Origin of the sequence: Thermocrispum municipale DSM 44069 (assembly GCF_000427825.1) — a bacterium.
Taxonomy (GTDB): Bacteria; Actinomycetota; Actinomycetes; order Mycobacteriales; family Pseudonocardiaceae; genus Thermocrispum; species Thermocrispum municipale.
In genome coordinates this window covers 1-21,318 of sequence record NZ_ATYT01000004.1, presented here as the reverse complement: position 1 = coordinate 21,318, position 21,318 = coordinate 1, and the positions used below count along the sequence as shown (strand labels likewise).

The 21,318-nt window shown below is 69.2% G+C and carries 21 protein-coding genes; 6 read left to right on the top strand and 15 right to left on the bottom strand.

Features of this window, described 5'->3' with window-relative positions; all coding sequences use genetic code 11:
• Positions 1–8 precede the first annotated feature (8 nt).
• From YWM_RS0103435 to YWM_RS26550, 4 genes are all read left to right on the top strand, one after another.
• Positions 9–2,711 carry an MMPL family transporter gene (locus YWM_RS0103435; RefSeq protein ID WP_028849532.1) on the top strand — a complete coding sequence of 901 codons (2,703 nt, stop codon included), beginning with the start codon at positions 9–11 and terminating at the stop codon, positions 2,709–2,711.
• On the top strand, positions 2,708–4,753 hold the full coding sequence (locus YWM_RS0103430) for a YhgE/Pip domain-containing protein (RefSeq protein WP_028849531.1): 2,046 nt from the start codon (positions 2,708–2,710) through the stop codon (positions 4,751–4,753). Before YWM_RS0103435 ends, YWM_RS0103430 begins: the two co-directional genes overlap by 4 nt.
• A 128-nt stretch (positions 4,754–4,881) precedes the next feature.
• Positions 4,882–5,025 (top strand): hypothetical protein, encoded by a 144-nt coding sequence (locus tag YWM_RS26555; RefSeq protein WP_211232425.1) that lies wholly within the window; start codon positions 4,882–4,884, stop codon positions 5,023–5,025.
• A gap of 24 nt (positions 5,026–5,049) precedes the next feature.
• A complete protein-coding gene (locus YWM_RS26550) occupies positions 5,050–5,475 on the top strand; it encodes an alpha/beta fold hydrolase (RefSeq protein WP_028849530.1) in 426 nt (141 codons plus the stop codon).
• An 85-nt stretch (positions 5,476–5,560) separates the two neighbouring features.
• On the opposite strand, the gene katG is transcribed toward YWM_RS26550, so the two are convergent.
• From katG to YWM_RS22025, 15 genes are all read right to left on the bottom strand, one after another.
• Positions 5,561–7,792 (bottom strand): catalase/peroxidase HPI, encoded by a 2,232-nt coding sequence (katG, locus tag YWM_RS0103415; RefSeq protein ID WP_028849529.1) that lies wholly within the window; start codon positions 7,790–7,792, stop codon positions 5,561–5,563.
• Between the two features lie 19 nt (positions 7,793–7,811).
• Positions 7,812–8,249: a Fur family transcriptional regulator gene (locus tag YWM_RS0103410; RefSeq protein WP_028849528.1), complete on the bottom strand. Its 438-nt coding sequence runs from the start codon at positions 8,247–8,249 to the stop codon at positions 7,812–7,814.
• Between the two features lie 214 nt (positions 8,250–8,463).
• A complete protein-coding gene (locus tag YWM_RS0103405) occupies positions 8,464–9,678 on the bottom strand; it encodes an ABC transporter permease (RefSeq protein ID WP_028849527.1) in 1,215 nt (404 codons plus the stop codon).
• Entirely contained in the window at positions 9,675–10,364 is a 690-nt protein-coding gene (locus YWM_RS0103400; RefSeq protein WP_028849526.1) for an ABC transporter ATP-binding protein, read from the bottom strand. Before YWM_RS0103400 ends, YWM_RS0103405 begins: the two co-directional genes overlap by 4 nt.
• Positions 10,361–11,431 carry a peptidoglycan-binding protein gene (locus YWM_RS0103395; RefSeq protein WP_052344521.1) on the bottom strand — a complete coding sequence of 357 codons (1,071 nt, stop codon included), beginning with the start codon at positions 11,429–11,431 and terminating at the stop codon, positions 10,361–10,363. The genes YWM_RS0103400 and YWM_RS0103395 overlap by 4 nt, the downstream gene beginning before the upstream one ends.
• Positions 11,428–12,030 carry a hypothetical protein gene (locus YWM_RS0103390; protein ID WP_028849524.1) on the bottom strand — a complete coding sequence of 201 codons (603 nt, stop codon included), beginning with the start codon at positions 12,028–12,030 and terminating at the stop codon, positions 11,428–11,430. The genes YWM_RS0103395 and YWM_RS0103390 overlap by 4 nt, the downstream gene beginning before the upstream one ends.
• A 47-nt stretch (positions 12,031–12,077) precedes the next feature.
• Positions 12,078–13,904 (bottom strand): sensor histidine kinase, encoded by a 1,827-nt coding sequence (locus tag YWM_RS22035; RefSeq protein WP_043659547.1) that lies wholly within the window; start codon positions 13,902–13,904, stop codon positions 12,078–12,080.
• Positions 13,882–14,574 (bottom strand): response regulator transcription factor, encoded by a 693-nt coding sequence (locus tag YWM_RS0103380; RefSeq protein ID WP_028849523.1) that lies wholly within the window; start codon positions 14,572–14,574, stop codon positions 13,882–13,884. Before YWM_RS0103380 ends, YWM_RS22035 begins: the two co-directional genes overlap by 23 nt.
• Positions 14,575–14,755: 181 nt before the next feature.
• A complete protein-coding gene (locus tag YWM_RS0103375) occupies positions 14,756–15,634 on the bottom strand; it encodes a nitrilase family protein (protein ID WP_028849522.1) in 879 nt (292 codons plus the stop codon).
• 55 nt (positions 15,635–15,689) lie between these two features.
• Positions 15,690–16,043: a VOC family protein gene (locus YWM_RS0103370; RefSeq protein WP_028849521.1), complete on the bottom strand. Its 354-nt coding sequence runs from the start codon at positions 16,041–16,043 to the stop codon at positions 15,690–15,692.
• Between the two features lie 47 nt (positions 16,044–16,090).
• Positions 16,091–17,617, bottom strand: a complete 1,527-nt coding sequence (locus tag YWM_RS0103365; protein ID WP_028849520.1) for a long-chain-fatty-acid--CoA ligase — start codon at positions 17,615–17,617, stop codon at positions 16,091–16,093.
• Between the two features lie 40 nt (positions 17,618–17,657).
• A complete protein-coding gene (locus YWM_RS25525) occupies positions 17,658–17,903 on the bottom strand; it encodes a hypothetical protein (RefSeq protein WP_084612165.1) in 246 nt (81 codons plus the stop codon).
• Positions 17,900–18,022: a hypothetical protein gene (locus YWM_RS27015; protein WP_281168788.1), complete on the bottom strand. Its 123-nt coding sequence runs from the start codon at positions 18,020–18,022 to the stop codon at positions 17,900–17,902. The genes YWM_RS25525 and YWM_RS27015 overlap by 4 nt, the downstream gene beginning before the upstream one ends.
• A gap of 32 nt (positions 18,023–18,054) precedes the next feature.
• Positions 18,055–18,450: a DUF4254 domain-containing protein gene (locus YWM_RS22030; RefSeq protein ID WP_245565907.1), complete on the bottom strand. Its 396-nt coding sequence runs from the start codon at positions 18,448–18,450 to the stop codon at positions 18,055–18,057.
• Positions 18,451–18,533: 83 nt separating this feature from the next.
• Entirely contained in the window at positions 18,534–19,184 is a 651-nt protein-coding gene (locus tag YWM_RS22025; RefSeq protein WP_245565906.1) for a bifunctional DNA primase/polymerase, read from the bottom strand.
• A 568-nt stretch (positions 19,185–19,752) separates the two neighbouring features.
• On the opposite strand from YWM_RS22025, the gene YWM_RS22020 reads away from it, so the two are divergent.
• Together YWM_RS22020 and YWM_RS26740 are read left to right on the top strand one after the other, a co-directional pair.
• Positions 19,753–20,817, top strand: a complete 1,065-nt coding sequence (locus YWM_RS22020; RefSeq protein ID WP_245565905.1) for a transcriptional regulator — start codon at positions 19,753–19,755, stop codon at positions 20,815–20,817.
• 187 nt (positions 20,818–21,004) lie between these two features.
• On the top strand, positions 21,005–21,318 hold a 314-nt coding region (locus tag YWM_RS26740; protein ID WP_043659545.1), incomplete at its 3' end, for a replication initiator.

Below are 21,318 nucleotides of genomic sequence, written 5' to 3'. Positions count from 1 at the left end.
AGCTCGTTGTGTCGTCGTTGCTCTACCGTCTCGGGCGTGCGGCTGCCCGGGCACGCGTGCTCGTCGTCGTTCTGTGGTTGGGTGCGCTGGCCGCGATAGGTGGCCTGACCGCGGTGGCGGCGCAAGGGACCGACGACACCTTCTCCATCCCGGGCTCGGAGTCGCAGCAGGCGCTCGACCACCTCGGGCGGGTGTTTCCGCAGGTGAGCGGGACGTCCGCGCAGTTGGTGCTGCTCGTGCCGGAAGGCGAGCGAGTCGACACGCCGCAGATCAAGCAGGCGATGGAGCGGGCCGTCGACCGCATCGAGAAGGTCGACCAGGTCGCCGCCGTGCTCAATCCGTTCGACAAGAACGTCAACGGTGCGGTGTCCGAGGACAAGCGGGCGGCCATGCTGGCCGTCCCACTGGAGGTCGACCTGACGCACGTCGACCCGGACACCCGCACGGCACTGTCCGACATCGGCCACGACCTGGCGGAACAGGCAGGCGAGGGCGCGAAGATCTACACCGGTGGTGACGCGTTCTCCGACCGGGTGCCCGAGCTCAGCCCGATCGAGGGCATCGGCATGGTCGTCGCGCTGATCGTGTTGCTGCTGCTCTTCCGCTCGATCATCGCGTCGGTCATGCCGCTGATCACCGCGGTCATCGGGGTAGGCATCGCGGTCGCGCTGGTGTATCTGGCCACCGCGGTCACCACGATCTCGTCGACCACGCCGATGTTGGCGATCATGCTGGGGCTGGCGGTCGGCATCGACTACGCGTTGTTCCTGCTGTCGCGGCATCGCGATCAGCTCGCCGAAGGGCTCGGGGTCGAGGAGTCGATCGCCCGCGCGACCGCGACCGCGGGCTCCGCGGTGATCTTCGCCGGGTTGACGGTGATCATCGCGGTCGCGGGCCTGGCGGTGGCAGGCATTCCGTTCCTGACCGTCATGGGCATCGCCGCAGCTGTCGCGGTCGCGCTCGCCGTTGCCGTCGCCGTGACGCTGGTGCCCGCGCTGATGGCGTTCGCGGGGGAGCGGCTGCGGCCCAAGACCCGCAGGCGCCGGGCACACCAGAGCCGTCGACGGCTCGCGCGGTTCTGGGTCCGGGCCGTCACCAAGCTGCCGGTTCTCACCGTCGTGCTGGTGATCGGCGGCTTGGGCGTCGCCGCGCTGCCCGCAGCGGACCTCCGGCTGGCGTTGCCCGACAACGGCACGGAAGCCGAGGGCAACCCCGCGCGGGACACCTACGACGTGGTGACCGAGCACTTCGGCCCCGGCTACAACGGGCCGCTGATCGTCACCGCGGACATCATCACCAGCACGGATCCGCTCGGCCTGATGGACAAACTGGCCGACGAGATCCGACAGCTGCCCGGGGTGCACTCGGTGCCGATGGCCACGCCCAACCCGTCCGCGGACACCGGCATCATCCAGGTCATCCCGGAGACTCCGCCGGACTCGCCGGAAACCGATCAGTTGGTGGAGACACTGCGCGATCACCAGCAGCGCTTCCTGGACACCTACGGCACGCAGATCGCCGTCACCGGTCTCACCGCGATCGGTATCGACGTGTCCGAGCAGCTCGGGGACGCCCTGCTGCCGTTCGGCATCCTGGTCGTCGGGCTGTCGCTGATCTTGCTGGCCATGGTGTTCCGCTCGATCTGGGTGCCGATCAAGGCCACCGTCGGGTTCCTGCTGTCGGTCGGCGCGGCGTTCGGGGCCACCTCGTTCGTGTTCCAGCAGGGACACTTCGCCGACGCCCTGGGCGTCACGCACGTGGGCAGCGTGATCAGCTTCCTGCCGATCATCTTGATGGGCGTGCTGTTCGGGCTGGCCATGGACTACGAGGTGTTCCTGGTCAGCCGCATCCGCGAGGACTTCGTGCACGGCGGCGATCCGCACAAGGCCATCGAGACCGGGTTCATCTCGGCCTCCCGCGTGGTCGTGGCGGCCGCGGTGATCATGTTCGCGGTGTTCGCGGCGTTCGTACCTGCGGGCAGCGCGACCATCAAGCCGATCGCGTTCAGCCTGGCGGTCGGCGTGTTCGTGGACGCTTTCATCGTGCGGATGACTCTGGTGCCCGCCGTGTTGGCGCTGTTGGGCAGGCACGCGTGGGGTCTGCCGCCGAAGCTCGACCGCGTGCTGCCCGCGTTCGACGTCGAGGGGGAGGCCCTGGTGCGCGAACTGAACCTGCGGGACTGGCCGGGCGCGGACGAAGCGGTCAGCGCCCGGTCGGTGAGCCTCGACGACAACCGTGGCGAACCGATCTACCGAAACGTCGACATCCGGCTGCCGCACGGGGACGTGCTGGTCGTGCACGGCACCGGCGAGGTCGGTAAGTCGGCGCTGCTGTTCACGTTGGCCGGCCGGGTCACCAAGGTGCGCGGAGACCTCAAGGTGCTGGGCCGTGTCCTGCCGCAGCACACGCACGCCGTGCGCCGGGACGTCGCGGTGGTGCCGTGCCGGGACACCGAGGACCCCATGGCGGAGGTCCGGGCCGCACTTCGCGACGACGTTCAGCTCGTGTTGCTCGACGACGCCGATCTCGTGCTGCGCACGGACCAGCGCGACGAACTGCGCGAAATGCTGGCCCTACGGCACACCCGCACCGGGCGTCCGGTCGCCTTCGTCCTGAGCTGCCAGGACCCGCAGCGGCTGGGTGACCTGCTGCCGCCGGCCCGCACGCACTTCCTTGCCCTGACACCACAGCTGGTGGAGGTCGCTCGATGATCAAGCCGTTCGCCAACTCTGCCCGCGCGCTGTCGTCCGGCCCACTGACGTGGCGGACCTGGACCGGTCTCATCGTCATCCCCGTGCTGGTCATGGGCCTGCTGACCTGGGCGTTCTGGGCGCCGGACAGTGATCACGGCACCGCCACCGCCGCCGTGGTGAACAACGACGAACCCGCCAAGGTGGACGGTCAGGTGGTGCCGCTGGGCCGCGAGCTCGCCGGCGACCTGACGCACAACGAGGACTCCGCCTACAAGTGGGTCCTCACCGACGACGAGGACGCCGCCGAGGGGTTGAAGAACGGCAAGTACGCCGCCGTGGTCACCATCCCGAAGAACTTCTCCAAGCTGGCCACCTCCACGGCGTCGGACGATCCGCTCGACGCGCGTCGGGCCGTCGTCGACGTGAAGACCTCCACCAGCGCCGGCGTCGCCGACCCGAAGTTGTCGCAGATGGTCGCCCGCACGACCCAGCAGACGCTCAACCGCCAGGTCGTCGAGACGTACTTGGACAACATCTATGTCGGGTTCTCCACGCTGCACAAGCAGATCGGCAAGGCTGCCGACGGCGCGGGGAAGCTGGCCGAGGGGACCGGTGAGCTGGTGCCCGGGTCCCGCAAGCTCGCGGACGGGTCGAGCCGGCTCGCCTCCGCCGCTGACCAGCTGGCCGACGGCGCGGGGAAGCTCGCCGACGGAACCGGCAAACTGGCCGATGGTTCGTCGAAGCTCGCCGGCGGGTTGACCAAGGCGGAGAAGGACACCGCGCAGCTACCGGAGCTGACGCGACAGCTGGCCGACGGGGCCAAGCAGGTCGCGGACGGCAACGAGCAGCTGGCGAAGAACCTGGTACCGCTGGCCAACCGGATCATCAAGGCGATCGACGCGCTGCCGTCGGCCGGCGATGCCGCCGAGAAGCTGCAGGAACTGGCCGAGCGGTGCCCGGGCTCGGACGACGTGCCCGGGTTCTGCGGCCAGCTACGTGACGCCGCCGACCGGCTTGCCGGGGACGCCGAGAAGATCGACGGTGCCAAGAACTCGGTGCGTGCCGCCGCCGTCCAGACCCGGGATGCGGTCAGCGCGCTGGCCAAGGGGTCGCGGAAGGTCGCCGACGGCAACGAGCAGCTTGCCGACAACATGGGCACGCTGGTGCGCGGCATCTCGGACGCCGCCAAGGGCGCCCGGCAGCTGGATCAGGGCATCCAGCAGACCGACAAGGGTGCCAAGGAGCTCGCGGACGGTGCGGGCCAGCTCGGTGGCGGGGCCGGTGAGCTGGCCGGTGGAGTGCGTGAGCTCGCCGACGGAACGGTGCAGCTGGACGAGGGCGCGAAGGAGCTGAGCGACGGCCTGGCGAAGGGTGCCGACGAGATCCCGACGTACAACTCCGAGGAGCGGGATCACTTGAAGACGGTCGCGGCCAACCCGACGCTGACCAGCATGCAGGGGGCGGCGATCGGGCCGCTCGCGCTCACGCTGTTCGCCGCGCTGGCGCTGTGGTCACTGGCGCTGGCCACCTACATCGTCACCCGCGCGGTGCCCGACGCGGTACTGACTGCTCGCCAGGCGACATGGAAGATCATCGTCCGCGCGGCCATCCCGGGTGCCACGGCTGCCGCACTCGCGGCGGTGGCCATCACCGCGCTCGCCGTGCCGGTGCTGGACCTCAGTGCGGGGGAGACGGCCGGGTTCCTGGGGGTGGCGTTGCTGGCCGCGTCGGCGTTCGTGGCCCTGAACCAGGCGTTGGCCGCCATCTTCGGGCGACCGGGGCGGTTGGCTTCGATCGCCGTGCTCGTGCTCACCGGCGCAACCGGTGTGGTGTCGACGCTGCCGGGCCCGCTGTACTCGGTGACGGACTATCTGCCCACGCACGGAGCCATCCAGGCCATGCGGGCGATCGTCGCCGACGGCTCCGGACTCGCCGGTGGCATCGCGGAACTCGTCGGATGGCTGCTGGTCGGGACGTTGGCCGCCATCGTGGTCACCGACCGCAGGCGGTACCTGTCCGGCAAGCGGTTGCGCAGGCCCGCCCTGCCCGCACACGCGTAGCCGAGGGGCACGCCGGGGTTTGACGCGGCCATTCTCGGCAACCGAGGATGGCCGCTCGGCCTCCACAGGGGAGCCAGCAGCGACCCGACCGGCTCCGAGGCGGGCGACGAGCGAGCTGAGGGGCGCGCATGGAGTGCAGGATCGGGCAGGCCATCGTTCATTACGTCGAGCACGGAACCGGTGTACCGCTGGTCGCCCTGCACGGCGCGGGTGTCGATCACCGCGATGTCGAGTCCGCGTGGGAAGCCGTCGGGCCAGGTGACGGCTACTGACGGAGCTATCCCGACTTGCCCGCCATGGGGCGGTCCACCGCCGATGGCATCAACGGCAACGACGACGTGGTGACCGTGCTCGGGGAATTCGTCGACCGGGCCGCCGGGGCACCGGCCCTTGTCGTCGGCCACTCCTACGGCGCCTACCTGGCGCGTGGTGTGGTCGCGCGTCGTCCGGAGCTCGAGGCGAAAAAGTACGACGTCAGGTACATCGCCGACCTGGCCGTCGGCGCCCTGCTCGAAGGATTGCTGCCCGACGCCACCGATGTCGCCCTGCAGGTGCGGGACAGCGAGAGGTCGGCGATCGTCCTGTGCACCACGGGGTCCGGAGACGACAGGGAAGTGCCGCACGTCGGGTTCACCTTCCGGTGCAGAGGCAGCCGCCCTACGCCCGCCGACGACTTCCACCGCATCGACATCTCCCTCGAACCGACACAACGGCAAGGCTGATTCCCGACCGGACGATTCGGCCACGACGAAACCGCGCGGTGCCGTCCCCAGTGGACGGACACCGCGCGGTTGTCGGGTCAGCTGATCAGTTGTGCAGGTCGAACCGGTCGAGGTTCATCACCTTGTCCCACGCGGCGACGAAGTCACGCACGAACTTCTCCTGCGCGTCGTCGGCGCCGTAGAACTCGGCGACGGCCCGCAGCTCGGAGTTCGAGCCGAAGACCAGGTCGACCCGGCTGCCGGTCCACAGCACGTTGCCGGAGGCGTCCCGCGCCTCGAACGTGTCCGCGTCGGGCGAGGTCGGCTTCCACTCCACGCCCAGCTCCAGCAGGTTGGCGAAGAAGTCGTTCGTCAACACACCGGGGCGGTTGGTGAACACGCCCAGCTGGGACCCGCCGTGGTTGGCGCCGAGCACCCGCAGGCCACCGACCAGCACCGTCATCTCCGGCGCGGTCAGGGTCAGCAGGTTGGCGCGGTCCAGCAGCATGTACTCCGGCGGCAGCGGCAGCGCCTTGCCGACGTAGTTGCGGAAGCCGTCCGCCTTCGGCTCCAGCGGAGCGAACGATTCGACGTCGGTCTGCTCCTGCGTGGCGTCGGTGCGGCCCGGCGTGAACGGCACCTCGATGTCCTGGCCCGCGTCGCGCGCGGCCTTCTCCACCGCCGCGCAACCGGCCAGCACGATCAGGTCGGCGAGCGAGATGCGCTTGTTGCCGGTCTGGGCGCTGTTGAACGACTGCTGGATGCCCTCCAGCGTGCTGAGCACCTGGGCGAGCTCGTCCGGCTCGTTCACCTCCCAGTTGCGCTGCGGCTCCAGCCGGATGCGGGCACCGTTGGCACCACCGCGCTTGTCGCTGCCGCGGAACGACGAGGCCGAGGCCCACGCCGTCTTCACCAGCTGCGCCACGGTCAGGCCGGAACCCAGCACCTGCTGCTTGAGCGCCTTGACGTCCTCGGCGTCGACCAGCTCGTGGTCCACCGCGGGCACCGGGTCCTGCCAGATCAGGTCCTCCTGCGGCACCAGCGGGCCGAGGTAACGGTTCTTCGGGCCCATGTCGCGGTGGGTCAGCTTGAACCAGGCCCGCGCGAACGCGTCGGCGAACTCGTCCGGGTTCTGCCAGAACCGCCGCGAGATCTGCTCGTAGACCGGGTCGAAGCGCAGCGCCAGGTCCGTGGTCAGCATCGTCGGCGGGTGCGTCTTCGACGGGTCGTGCGCGTCCGGCACCGTGCCCGCGGCGGCACCGTCCTTCGGCCGCCACTGCCACGCGCCCGCCGGGCTCTTGGTCAGCTCCCACTCGTAGCGGAACAGGTTCTCGAAGAACCAGTTGTCCCACCGGGTCGGCGTCGGGGTCCAGGTGCCCTCCAGGCCACTGGTGATGGTGTCGCCGCCCTTACCGGTGCCGTAGGTGTTCTTCCAGCCGAGACCCTGCTCCTCGAGCGGGGCGGCCTCCGGCTCCGGGCCGACGTACTTGTTCGGGTCGGCCGCGCCGTGCGTCTTGCCGAACGTGTGACCACCGGCGATGAGGGCGACGGTCTCCTCGTCGTTCATCGCCATCCGGCCGAACGTCTCGCGGATGTCGCGCGCGGCGGCCAGCGGGTCCGGCTCGCCGTTCGGGCCCTCCGGGTTGACGTAGATCAGGCCCATCTGGACCGCGGCGAACGGCTCGGCCAGCTCGCGGTCACCGCTGTAGCGCTCGTCGCCCAGCCAGGTGGTCTCCGGGCCCCAGTACACGTCGTCGTCCGGCTCCCACGCGTCGATGCGGCCGCCGGCGAAGCCGAACGTCTTCAGGCCCATCGTCTCCAGCGCCCGGTTACCGGCGAAGATCAGCAGGTCGGCCCACGAGATCTTGCGGCCGTACTTCTTCTTCACCGGCCACAGCAGCCTGCGGGCCTTGTCCAGGTTGGCGTTGTCCGGCCAGCTGTTCAGCGGGGCGAACCGCTGCTGACCGCCGTCGGCGCCACCGCGACCGTCGTGGATGCGGTAGGTGCCCGCGGAGTGCCAGGCCATCCGGATGATGAACGGACCGTAGTGGCCGAAGTCGGCGGGCCACCAGTCCTGCGAGGTGGTCAGGACCTTGTCGACGTCCTTGGCCAGCTCGTCCAGGTCCAGCGTCTGGAATTCCTTGCGGTAGTCGAAGTCCGGGTCCGGGTTCGACGCAGGCTGGTGCTTACGCAGGATCGACAGGTTCAGCCGGTTCGGCCACCACTGCTGGTTGCCGTCTCCTTGCGTGGGGTGCTTCAGGCGGCCGGTGGATACCGGGCAGCCGCCTGCGCTCTCTTCGTTCAGGTCTCCGACCTTGGCGTCGTGGCCTTCAGTCACGTAGCTTCCTTTCGCGGTTTCAGCGGGTGTTCGTAGAACTCGTCGAGCAGTCCGGGCACAGTCCCCAGTAGATGACTTCTGCCTCGTCGATGACGTAACCGTGATCGTCGGCCGCGGTCAGGCACGGCGCGGGTCCGACGGCGCAGTCCACGTCGGTGATGGCTCCGCACGAGCGGCACACGAGGTGGTGGTGGTTGTCGCCAACTCGTGCCTCGTAGCGGGCCACCGAGCCCAGCGGTTGGATGCGTCGCAGCAGTCCCGCGTCGGTCAGTGCGTGCAGCACGTCGTACACGGCCTGGTGCGAAACGTCTCCGAGACTCTTCCGCACCGCGCGGATGATGGTGTCGGTGTCGGCATGAGGGTTGTCGTGCACCGCCGCCATGACCGCGAGGCGCGGACGGGTGACCCGGAGCTCTGCCTCGCGCAGCTGGCGCGTGAACTCTTCCCGGGTCGGCATACCCGGAGTGTGCCCAATTTTCTTGAATCAATCAAGTTTAGGGTGATCTTGACCGCGTTCGGGTGACGTGCGGGCGCAGCTGTGCTGTCGAGCCGTCAGACCAGTACCGGAGTGCGGTCGCCGTGGGGCCTGCGTCGGCCGACGCGAAGGTCCTGCCGCCCCACGAGAGGGAGAACCGTGGGACGGCAGGACCGAGGGGGAGGTCCGCCCGCGGCTAGGGCGCCGCGAGCGCTTCGGTCGGGGTCAGGCGAGAGGCGCGGATGGCCGGATACAACCCGGCCAGGGCACCGATCGCCATCGCCGACCCCAGCCCGCCGAGCGCCGCTTCCAGCGGCACGACGGCGGGCCAGCTTCTGAGGGCGGAGTAGATCGCGGTGCCGAGCACACCGAGCAGCACACCGGTCAGCCCGCCGAGCAGACACAGCACGACGGACTCGGTGAAGAACTGCGTGCGGATCTGTCCCTTGGTCGCGCCGAGCGCCCGGCGCAGCCCGATCTCGCGTTTGCGTTCCAGTACCGAGATCACCATGGTGTTGGCGACGCCGACCCCGCCGACCAGCAGCGCCACCGCCGCCAACCCGAGGAACAGCCCGGAGAACGTGGTCTCGGCGATGCGCTTGGCCGCCAGCGCGTCCGACGGCCTGCTGGCCTTGATGCGGGCCGGGTTCTCCGGGTACACGGTGGCGGGCAGCACCGACCGCGCGGACTCCAGCTGGGATTCGTCCGCCCTGGCATAGACGACCGTGGGATGGCCGTCGAAGCCGAGCCAGGTGCGCGCCGCTTCCCAGCCGACGAGCACCGAGCGCTCGATGTCCGGATCCAGCGGTGTGGCCCCGAGGATGCCGATGACGGTGAACCACCGGTTGTTGATCCACACCTTCGGGGACGGCTCGCCGCGGCGTAGCGAGGTGATGCCCAGCCTGCTCGCGGCCTTCTCGCCCAGCACCACCACGGGGAGGCTCTCGTTGCGTGCGGTGATCGGCGTGCCGGCGACCAGCTGGGCATCCAGCACCGACAGGAGGTCCGGACGCGCCGCCAGCACGGTCAGCCCGGAGGATTGCTCCGGCGGAATCTTGTCCGTGCGACGGACCTGGGCGTGCGTGTTCGCGACCGCGCTGGCCGCGGTGACCGGCCCGATCCGTTCCGCCATCGCGTCGGCCCGCTCGGGGACCGGCGGCAACTTGTCGGTCTGCTCGTCGATCGTGGCCTGCGCCCGCAGCAGGTTGGTGCCCAGCGCGGACAGTTGCCGGTCCAGCGCCTGCTGACTGGAGGCCGGAATGCCGACCACCACGACCATGGTCGCGATGCCGATGGCGATGCCGAGCGCGGCGAGAGCGGCGCGCAGCGGGCGAGAGCGGAGTCCGACGACGCCGAGCCCGAGCACGTCGAGCGGGTCGAGCCGGAACCGGTGGGGTCGTGTGTCGCTCATGCCGCCTCCCGGCCGGTGCCCGTGTCCCGGCGAATCCTGCCGTCGCGGATCTCCACCTGCCTGGGCAGCGACGCAGCGATCTCCCGGTCGTGGGTGATCACCGCGATGGTCGTCCCTGCTTCGTTGAGCTCCCGCAGCAGCCTCATCACCGCTTCCCCGTTGGTGGTGTCCAGCGCCCCGGTCGGTTCGTCGGCCAGCACGATCGCGGGCTCGTTCACCAGGGCGCGCGCGATGGCGACCCGTTGCTTCTCACCGCCGGACAGCTGGTGCGGACGATGTCCGACGCGATGGCCGAGCCCGACGCGCTGCAGCGCGGTGAGCGCCAGTTCGCGCCGACGGCGTGGCGGTACGCCGGCGTAGAGCAGACCGGTGCTGACGTTGTCCACCGCGGTCATGCCGCTGTCGAGATGGAACTGTTGGAACACCAGCCCGATGCGGTGCGCTCGCAGCGCGGACAATTCGCGGTCGGACAGCGCGGACACGTCCGCACCGTCCACCTCGACCAGACCCGAAGTGGGCCGATCCAGCGCGCCCATCAGGTGCAGCAGTGTCGACTTGCCCGAACCGGACGGCCCGACGATGGCGACGAGTTCGCCCGAGGAGATGGTCAACGACACGTCGTCGAGTGCGCGCACGTCACCGGGGTAGATCTTGCTGGCGTTGCGGACTGCGATGACCGGGCTCATGACGCTCGCACCACGCGCATGCCTTCTTCCAGGCCATCGCCGGACACCTCGACAAGCTGATCGGCGAACATGCCGAGCTCGACCCCGACCAGCTTGGTGGTCCCGTCGTCTCGCACCACCTGCACCGCGTACCCGCCTTCGGCCAGCGCGAGCAGCGCCGTCACCGGAACGGCGAGGACGTCCTTGCGCTGCTCGATCACCGCCCGGACCTCGACGTTCCCCGAGTTGATCTTGGCGACCGCGCTCGGGTGGTCGAACGTGATCGTGATGGCGACCTGCGGGCCGCCGCCACCCAGCCCGGCGCTGTCGCTGTCGTCGCTCGAGCTGTCTTCGCTGACCGTGGTCACGGTTCCGGTGGTTTTCGCGCCGTCCGGCAACGTCAGGTCGACCTTGGCCTTCGGCTTGAGGCCGCCGATGTCGACCTGCTGTGGGTTCACCTTCGCGGTGACCGACTTCGTCACCGACGTGTAGTCGAGGACCTCCGCCTGGGCATCGGCGCCGAGTTGCGCGCGCACCGACTTGACGCGGATCTTGCCGGGCAGCATGACGACGTCGCCCACGTCCAGCTCCCCGGTCCGGGGCAGGCCGTGATCGCGCTGGAACTGCTTGACCGCGTTGACCGTGGCGTCGTCGTAGCGCTTGTGGCCCGCGCTGATCGGATAACCGAGGGCGGCGAGGTTGTCGATGAGTTCGACCACGTCCGGCCCGGTCGCGACACCCTTCTTCAGCTTCCGGTACAGCGGTGTCTTGCCGTAGAGCAACGGCACCGGGCGCGCGTCGACCTTGTACAGCGTCTCGCCGCGTTGAACCACGCGTCCCGGTTCGGGCAGCCAGGTCAGCGTGCCCGACTTCTGCCCGGTCAGCGTGCTCGCTGTGCCGTACGCGATGGTGCCGGTGAACGTGGCCTCGTCGACCAGATCGGTGCGTTCGACCGTGACGGTTTCCGGCGCGGCGGGCCCGGCCGGGCGGTGGTCGGGGTCCGGCGCGCCGAGCCAGCTGATGGTGAAGGCGGCCGCGGCCCCGACAACCAGCAGGGCGACCAGGCTCGGGAGCAACCAGCGTTTCACTTCAGTCCCGCTACTTCTTTCTCGCATTCGGGGCCCAGTTCGAGGCCCTTGCGGATGGACTCGGGGTCGTTGTGTTCACCGCCGAGCGCGTACGTTCGCTGTTCGTCGCCGGGCTCCGGCGGTGTTTCCTCGACGTACTTGACGCCTTTGTTGCGCAGGCACTGCACGAGGTCGTGGACGAAGTCGGCCGATTCCGGGTTGTTGACGTCGTACTCCCACGGCGGCAGCGGTTCGAGCGACTGACAGGCGGCTTCGGCCTTCTTGACCTTCGCCGCGTCCGCGGGCTTGATGCTCGCGACCTCGCCGGAGTCGGGGTCGATCTCGGCGTCGGACATGTCCGCCCGGCCGCCGTCGTGCTCGGAGAGGCAGTCGTTGTACTTCTTCCACAGCGCGTCCGACTCTTCCTCGGTCATGTCGAGCCGTTCACGCGGGCGCTGGGCGTCCTGGTCAGCCTTGGCGGCCTTCTTGTCGGGTGTTCTCGCGGCGCTGCTGGAGTGGTCCTGCAGTGTCGCCACGCTGTTGTCGGCCGGTGGTTCGCTGCCGCATCCGCCGAGGGCGACGACGGCGGCGACACCGAGGACGGGAACCAATCTCTTCATGGCATCGACGATGCCGGGCGGATATGAAGATCTTTTGCAGCAGTTGTTCAGGTTTCTTCATATCCGGCGGGCAGCCGGACGGTGAACGTCGTGCCCACCCCGAGCGTGCTGTCCACCGTCACCGTGCCGCCGTGCGCTTCCACCAGCTTGCGCGTGATGGCCAAGCCCAGTCCGCGACCCCCGGTGGCCCGGCTACGGGAGGGGTCGGCGCGCCAGAACCGGTCGAACACGTGCGGCAGATGGTCCGGGGCGATGCCCTTGCCGGTGTCGGCCACCTCGATGAGGACCTGGTCGTCGGCGCGGGTTCCGCGCATCGTGATCTGCCCGGTGGGCGGTGTGTGCCGGATGGCGTTGCTCACCAGGTTCGTCACGACCTGCCGCAGCCGCACCGGGTCGGCCCGCAGGCGCAGATCCCCGGACGTCTCGACGGTCAGCGGCGTCCGACTTTCGGTGGAGCCTGCCACCTGGGTCAGGACCTGCGCGGCGTCGACCTCCTCGAGCCGCAGCTTGAGTTCGTCGGCGTCCGCAGCTGCCAGGTCTTGCAGGTCGTCGACCAGGTGCTGGAGCACGAGGGTCTCCTCCAGCAACGAGTCGATCAGCTCTCGGTCCACCTCGGCGACGCCGTCCTGGGCGGCGACCAGCCAGCCGCGAATGTTGCTCAGCGGGGTGCGCAGCTCGTGCGAGATGTCGTTGACCATGTCGGTGCGCTGCTGCTCGACGCGGGCCAGATGCTCCGAGAGTTCGTTGAACGCCGTGGCCAGCTCGGCGACTTCCCCCTTCGCCGGGGCCTCGGCACGGGCCTTTCGGTCACCACCGCGCATGCGCTTGGTCGCGTCGATGACGCTGTGCAGCGGCCGTAGCACGGGCCGGGCGAGCAGCATGCTGACCGCGACAGTGAGCACGAGGATGGCCGCTGCGGCGCCGGCGATGCGCAGTGTTGCGCTGTCGAGGATGCCCGGTTCGGCAGGTGGCACGACGAACAGCAGCGCAGGCGGGGCGACGTACGGCTGCAGTTGCTCGGTGCGGGCGGCGGTCAGGCAGGCGGTGAAGTCGTCGCGACGCGCGGAGGGGTTGGCCGGGCGGAACTGACCGATGGCGGTCAGTTCGACCCGCTCCGGCCGCAGCCCTCGCTGCTGGTAGCACCGGGCAACCAGGCCGTTGAGCTCCGCCAGGGCTTTCCGTTCGGTGGGTTGGAGCTCGGAAATCGGCTCGAGGTCGACGGGTGCGACGATCGGCTCTTCGTAAGGCGTCTCGCGGATCACCGAGTCGTCGACCGACCCGACCATGGAACAGCGCGGTGTCGGCACGCCGGCCGAGCGCACGTAGGCGCGGCCGTGCGGCGTGGTGGCCACCTTCGCGTCGGCTCCCTCTCGGCGCATGCACTGCGCGACTCGCTCGGCTTTGTCGCGCAGCTTCTTCCGTTCGGAGCTGGTCAGCCGGAACGGTCCGACGGCACGTCGATCGATTCGCTCGGACCCGCTGGCCAGCGTGGCGTCGACCGCCAGCGGGTTCAGCACGGCGCTGGGTTTGGCCGGGAGCGCGGTGGAGGCTTCGGCGAACGTGGCCGCGATCCGGTTGCGATGCTCGTCGGTCAGTGCCAGTCGCATCCCGGTGGAGGCGCCCAGCTCGCGCAGCACGGGGTCGACGCCGCCCCAGGTGGAGTGGGTGGCGGCGTAGCCGGCCAGCCGGTCGTAGATGCGGGCGAGTGCCGCCTGGTTCTGGCCCTGCTCGGCCTCGATGCTTCCCGTGGTGCTTTGCGCGGACACCCACGCGGTCACGCCGATCGAGCAGGCGGCGACCACGATCGTGCCGACGAGAAGGCGAGCCCGCAGCCCGAAGCGCCTGCGCGGTTCAGTCCTCGATCGTGCGGCCATCGGTCACCTTGTAACCGACGCCGTACACCGTGCGGATGTATGCCGGGTACCGCGGGTCACGTTCGATCTTCTTGCGCAGCTTGGCCACGTGCACGTCGATGGTTCGTTCGGTGATGTTGCCGTCCAGGCCGAAGGCTTGCTGGACGAGTTGTCCGCGGCTGAACACCTGGTCCGGTGAGGCGGCCATGGTGGCCAGGATGCGGAACTCGGCCGGGGTGCAGTTGATCTCCTGCGTCCCGAGGTGGACGGTGTGCCGCACCGGGTCGAGGACGAGGTCGCCGACGCTGAGCGAGCGGTCGGCCTGTGGTCGGGCTCGGCGGAGCAGGGCGCGCACGCGGGCCATCAGCTCGCGCGGGTCGTACGGCTTGGTGACGTAGTCGTCCGCGCCGAGGTCGAAGCCGAGCAGCTTGTCCTCGGCGTCCTTGCGTGCGGTGACGATCAGGACCGGCAGCTCGTAGTCGCGGCGCAGCACGCGGCACACGTCGAGCCCGTCGACGCCGGGCATCATGACGTCGAGCACCAGCAGATCCGGTCGCTGCCGGCGGACCTCGTCGATCGCCGAGCGGCCGTCGGACACCACACGCACCGTGTGGTCCTCCCGGCACAGGTAGCGGCGCACCAGCTCCGCCTGCTTCGGGTCGTCTTCGGCCACGAGGACATAGGCGCACACGGCCCGGACCCCCTCCTCTCGCAGTCCACCTGATCCCAACCGCCACGGGGCCGCGCCGCAAGCCCACGATGGTGGATTCGTGCCCTTCCGGGCAGACCGCGTGTGCTGTCGGCGCCTCGTCCCTGGTCAGCCCGAGCAGCGGGGTGTCGTCACGGCGTGCAGCAGCGCCATCGTGGAACGACTACCTGCGTCGGACAGAACCCCGGTAGCCCAGCAGCCCGTCGTAGAGATCGGTGCGGCGGTCCTTGTCGAGGTCGATCAAATCGTTCCAGACCTTGGCGGTCCGCGAGGCGACGACGTCGAGGTCGGCGTAGCGGATCGTCTCCTCGTTCAGCGGCGCCACGTCGTCGATCGGCCAGCCGTCGTGACCGGTGATCACCGAACCGCCGAGGAACTTGGTGTCCCGCTCGCTGCCGATCCGGTTCGCCGCCACGATCGGTAGCGCGTTGACGTGCGAGGCGGTCATCGTCAGATAGTGCGCCATGCTTCTGCCCGATTCGTCGGCGTCCGGCGTCCACACCCAGTTGTTCACGCTGCAGATCACGTCGGCCCCTTGCGCCGACAGCAGCCGCGGCACTTCGGGGAACCAGATGTCCCAGCAGATCAGCAACCCGATGCGGCCGAGCCGGGTCTCGAAGACCGGGAAGCCGTCGTCGCCGGGCTCGAAGAACAGCTTCTCGCGATTCCACAGGTGGGCCTTGCGGTAGCGCCCGATCACTCCGTCCGGCCCGATCAGCACGGCCGTGTCATACAGCCGCACACCGTCCTGCTCGGCAATCCCTGCCGCCAGGTACAGGCTGCGTTCCCGCGCGAACGCGGACCAGGCGTGCACACTCGGGCTGGACGACAAGTCCTCGGCGTGTGCGTACGCCTCTTCCCTGGTGGAGAACGAGTAGCCGGTATTGGCGAGCTCGGGCAGCACGATCAGTCGTGCCCCGTTGTCCGCGGCCTCGGCGGCCAACTCCAGCGAGCGGCGCAGATTCCGCTCCTTGTTCTCCACACCCACCTGTGGGTCGAACTGCACCGCGGCGGCGGTCACCGGACCAGCCCCTGAGCGCATGGCCTTCTCCTCGGTCGACGGGACTCCCTCACCTCGACCGTAGCCCGAGCCGCGCTCAGTGAGCGACGCCGAGGATGCAGAACTCGTTGCCCTCGGGATCGGCGAGCACGACCCACGGCTCGTCGCCGGTCTGCCCGACGTCGGCGTGCCGGGCACCCAGCGCCAGGAAGCGCTGGACCTCCGCTTCCTGGTCGTCCGGGCGAAGGTCGATGTGCAGCCGGTTCTTGCCGCCCTTCTCGTCCGGCGAGACTCCGAACAGCAGGCCCGGCTTGCGGTCGGGCGCGGGACGGATCTCGAATTCCTCGTCGGTCTGGTGCACGACCACCCAGCCCAGCGCCTCCTGCCACCAGCGGCCGAGCGCGATCGGGTTGGCGGCGTCGACGATGAGCTGCTCCCACTCCACAGCCATGGCCGCCACGGTATTCGCACGCCTCCGCGCCCGCGACGGAATTCGCGCTACTGCACCTGGGCGCGCAGCTCGCGCTTGAGGATCTTGCCGGTGGCGTTGCGCGGCAGGGCAGGCACGGCGGTGACCGAGGTCGGGCACTTGTAGTGCGCGAGCTTGTCCCGGGTGAACTCGATCAGCGCGGCTTCGTCGAGCGTCGCGCCTTCGTTGAGGACCACCACGGCCTTCGGGGTCTCGCCCCACTTCGGATGCGGCACACCGATCACGGCGACGTCCGCGACGTCCGGGTGCTCGGCCAGCACGCGCTCCACCTCGGCGGGGTAGATGTTCTCCCCGCCCGAGATGATCATGTCCTTGACGCGGTCCTCGAGGTAGAGGTAGCCGTCCTCGTCGACGCGCCCCGCGTCGCCGGTGCGCAGCCATCCGTCCTCGGTGATGGTCTCCTGCGTGGCCTCCGGCTTCTGCCAGTAACCCGCCATCCGCTGGTCGGACCGCACCCAGAACTCGCCGAGCTCGCCGGTGGGCACGTCCCGCCCGGTCGTCGGGTCGACCACGCGGAGTTCGTTGTCGCCGAGCATGCGCCCCGCGGACGCCAGGAGGTGGCGACGGGTCTCGTCGCGGTGTTCCTCCGGGCGCAGACAGCAGATCGCGCCCGACATCTCGGTCATGCCGTACACCGAGTAGAGCGGCGTCGACAGCTTCTCCAGGACGACGTTCATCAACTCGGCAGGCATGGGGGAGCCGCCGTAGGCGAGCACCCGCAGCGGGCTGAGCAGCTCGGGCGTCTTCGGATGCTGCAGCAGCGCGTGGAGCACCGCGGGCACCACGAACGCGTGCGTGGCCTGGTGTTTGGCGACTTCCGGCAGAAGCTCGGTCATCTCGCGCACCACGATGGTCCGCCCGCCGGTCGCCATGCTGCCCAACGCCCAGCTCGTCCCGCCGACGTGGAACAGCGGCATCGCCACGATGTTGACGGTGTCCTGATCCATCTCGTACGCCGGCGCGACCGCGTTGGTGTGCGTGGTCATGCTCCGTTGCGTCAGCATGGCGCCTTTCGGCCAGCCGGTCGTGCCCGACGTGTAGAGCTGCAGGAAGCAGTCGTCGAGGGTGGTCTCGGGCAGCTCGCGCAACGGCTCCGCCTGGCCGACCCAGTGCTCGTACTCGTCCTTCTCGCCGCCGAGCACCACGGTCTGCTGGATGGTGGGCAGCCGGTCGCGCAGGCGGTCGAGCGTCTCGGCGAACTCCGCTCCGACGATCACCAGCTTGGCCGCGGAGTCGCCGAGCACGTAGACGAGCTCCTCCTCGGCCAGCCGGAAGTTCACCACCACGTTGACGGCGCCGATGACCGACGCGGCCAGCGTCAGCTCGAGGCACACCGGGTGGTTCTTGTCGAGCACCGCGAACCGATCACCGGCGGACACCCCGGCGGCTTGCAGCGCGGCGGCCGCCTTGCGTACTCGGGTGTCGAGCTCCGCCCAGCTCCAGCTTTGCTCGCCGAAGATCAGCGCTTCGTGGTCCGGCTCGGCGGCGGCCCAGTGCTCAACCAGGTCGAACATGCGGGACAGACGAAAGGTCATGGGCGGCCCTCCGTGGTGGATGTCATGACCGTCGTGGTGATCAAGGATGGTAGTCCCGGCGCCGGTGTTTTCCAGAGCCTCGGACGGGGTCGATGCCCGAATGACGTAAAGGCTGGGGGCCTGTGCCGGCAGCGACCTCGCGCCATCGGGAATCCCAGGCATCCACCGTGCCGACGAGGTGGGCGTCCGGCATCCCACGGTGCAGCCAGGCGAGTTGCGTGGTCTTGCCGACGTTGTCGACGCCGTTGAGCGACACCGACAGGTGTTGGTGTGCCTCTGCGGTCACGATGCGCTCCGGTAGGTCTTCAGGGGCCGCCACGCCGGGAGCCGTCGGTGGCCGGTGGCGACGTCGCGGATCAGGTCGTCGTAGGCGTCGGCCAGCTCGGCGAGCTGCCGCAGAGCCAAGCGGGCTCGATCGCGGGCATCGTTGGTGTTGATCAGGCTGTTCGCACGGACCCACGCGATCGCCAGGGGTCGACCACCGAGCCGAGGGTCTCGGTGTGCAGGGAGGCGTCCGCGCGGCTGTGGACCTGGGCCGACACCCACTCGTCGATCCGTTCCACTAGGGCGACACGTCGGGCGTTGAGGTCGTCGATGAGCCGCTTGCTCTCGGCGATGGCCTCGGCGGACGCGCCGGAAGCGCGGCTGACATCCTCGGCCTGCCACTGCTGCCCGTGTTGGGCCGCCAGCTCGTTCGCCGTGTCGAGGACGAGCTGGCCGGGATGGTCTCTGCTGGTGGTGTCGCGGAACGCCTCGATGATCGACGCGGATCGTGGCAGGATTTCCCGCACTCGCGTCACGTGCTGTGTGGCCTGTTCACCGCTGTCAGCCATGATCGGCACCTCCCCTTGGGTCGATGTGGGCGTGGGTGCGCCTGCGCCGAGGGCGGTCGGGGCATCCTCGGCGCAGGCGCGGCTTACTCAGGTGAGGCTGGGTCGTGCGCCGCTGGTTCCACGGCTGAGCGACGCGACCAGCACTCGTTGAACCTCGGCCGAGGCGGGCAGCGCCCAGCCGACGGTGGACGGGGCACCCGCCAGCGATACGGCAGGCCGCCACGCGCCGTTGGCGGGATGGGCAACCACGCCCCGCTCGCGTGCAACTGCGCATGTGCGTTCGCGGCCAGCTCAGGACGCAGCGGTTCGTCGTCGCTGCGAACGAAGAACAACCACGAACCGAAGGGCGTGACGGCGACCGGACCACGCTGGGCCGGCGAGAGCTGTGCCAGCGCGCGGTGCCCGTGGGCGGCGGGTACCTCAACCCCGTCGACCCCGGCGCCGCACGCCAGCAGCACCGAGTACGGCCGCCGTGTCCACCACTCCATCGCCACGTCCGGGTTGGTCGTCGTGGCCAGTTGCCACAGCGCGGTGACCGGTTCCAGCCCTGCCGCGCCGGACCTGCCCAGCCAGGCCCCGTGCTCGGCAAGCTGGTAGGTTCCCGGCAGCACGGGCCAGCCGTGCTGCGCCAGGTCGACGGCGACGGCGCGTGTTTCGGCCCAGGCCAGTCCCGGAATCCCCGGCACGAGCGGCGCGGTCCGCGTTCCGTGAGCGGTGTCAGCGCGGTCGTTCATCGGTGTCCACCCCCGGTTGACCTGGTGTAACTACGTCTACGAGTTCACCAGGCAGCAGGGACGAACACGACCACAGCAAGTACCCACAGTTGGGCCAGATCGGGGACATTGGGGGGACATTCCTGATCTACGGCTGTAGCACGCCCTACCGTAGATCCTGTGTCATCCGACGAGCCCCGCATACCGAACACCGTACTGATCGCCCTGCGCGAGCGGGGCGGGCTGTTCCCAGCAAGACCTGGCTGACGAGCTGACCAACCTCGCCACCCGATACGGCAAGCACCCGCAAATCACGCACAAGACCATCGGCCGATGGGAGCGCGGCGAAGTCGTGTGGCCACAGCCCTTCTATCGCCGACTGCTCGCCGAGTTCTTCGGTTGCGCGGGCGACGAACTCGGTTTCCGCAGGCCGCGCTCGGTCCGACCCGAGCAGGACCAGACCGAGCCCCTTCCCGCGCCGCTCACATTCGCCACCGTGCCCACAAATGCCGACCCGCATGTCGAGCGCGACCAGGACGAGTGGCGCCAGGTCCGTGCGGCCTTGGGCAAGCATCGCCGCGACCTCGCGGTGCTCGCCGAGTCGCTGTACCGCGACCATCGCGTACCAGGGCTGAAGAACACAGGCGTCATCAGCGCGCCCAGCTGGATACCTGCCGAGCCCGTCCCGCTGGACGAGATCATGCTGACCCTGGACTCCGTGGTCGCCGAGCCCACGATCACCGGAGAAGAACCCGAAAGCGCCCTGGTTCGCCCGCTGGCCACCATCGACGCTCGATACCGCCGCTACCACGACGCCATCCGCGACCTCGCCGCGCCCCGCTTGTTCGAAAACCGGCTGTGCTTCCGTCTGCTCGAACTCGACTGGGCCCAGCCGGGCATGCACTTCGGGCAGATGGGTTTCTTCGACGCAGTCGACACCAATGAGGCGCTCGCCCACGAATTCGCCGCTCACCACCTCTCGATCGACAGCGACCGGGAAACCGTCATGCCACGTGCCTCCATGCGGCGGCTGACATTTCGCAAGCTGATCGCAGACCCGTTCGATCTCGGCCGCCGACCGCTCATGGGTGCGATCGGCACCCTGACCATCAGGGGCGGCGACAGCCCCAGCGTCGTCCTTCACCAGCGTGACTCCGCCAGCGTCTCAGGCGGCGGCGGTATGGCACACCTGCTGCCCGCGGGCATCTTCCAGCCCTCCTCCGTCATCCCCGCCGCTATCGCCGCCGACTTCTCGATCTGGCGCAACATCCAGCGCGAGTACGCCGAAGAACTGCTGGGCCATGACGAGTACGACGGCTCCGGTAAGCCGATCCGATACGACGAACTGGAACCGTTCACCACGATGGACGAGGCACTGCGCGACGGTCACATCCGCCTGTTCTGCCTCGGCGTCACTCTCGACGCGCTCACTCTTGCCGGCGACATCCTCACCGTCGCGGTCATCGCCCCGGACACCTACGACGCGCTGTTCGCCAACGCCGTTGAGACCAACTCGGAGGGCTCCATGCCCGCGCGGGCCTTTCCGTTCGAGGAGAACACCCTGATGTGGCTCAGCGAGTCCAAGCGCCTCTCTCCCGGTGCGGCGGCGGCGTTGCACCTTGCCTGGAGCAATCGCAAGGTCCTGCTCGCCTGAGTCCGCAAGCACTGGGCCGTCGGTGGGCCACTCAGCAGGTCACGGACCGGCCAGTGAGCCAGCCACTTATGACTGGCCCGCTGACTGACTCGGGGTGGTCCGCTGTTTCCGCAGATCAATAGCCCTACAGACCGGTCAAGCGCCTCGCCCGACATCTGTAGATCCGGCCGTAGAGACCAGGAGCGCGATGGCCGCGCACGCCGGCATCCGAGTTCGAGAGTTTGGCGAGTACCTGCGCTTGTCCTACGGCAAGGTCGCCGAATACCAGCGGCGCGGACTGGTGCACTTCCACGCCGTCATCCGTCTCGACGGGCCGGACGGACCAGCTGACCCCACACCCGGGTGGGCCACCCTCGACGTGCTGGATGCGGCTATCCGAGCAGCCGCCGCCTNGGTCACCATCACCACCCACCGGCCCGACGGGCAGGCCCTGGACCTGGCGTGGGGCGAACAGGTCGACATCCGCCGAGTCAACCCCACCACCGTTCAACGGGTTGAAGG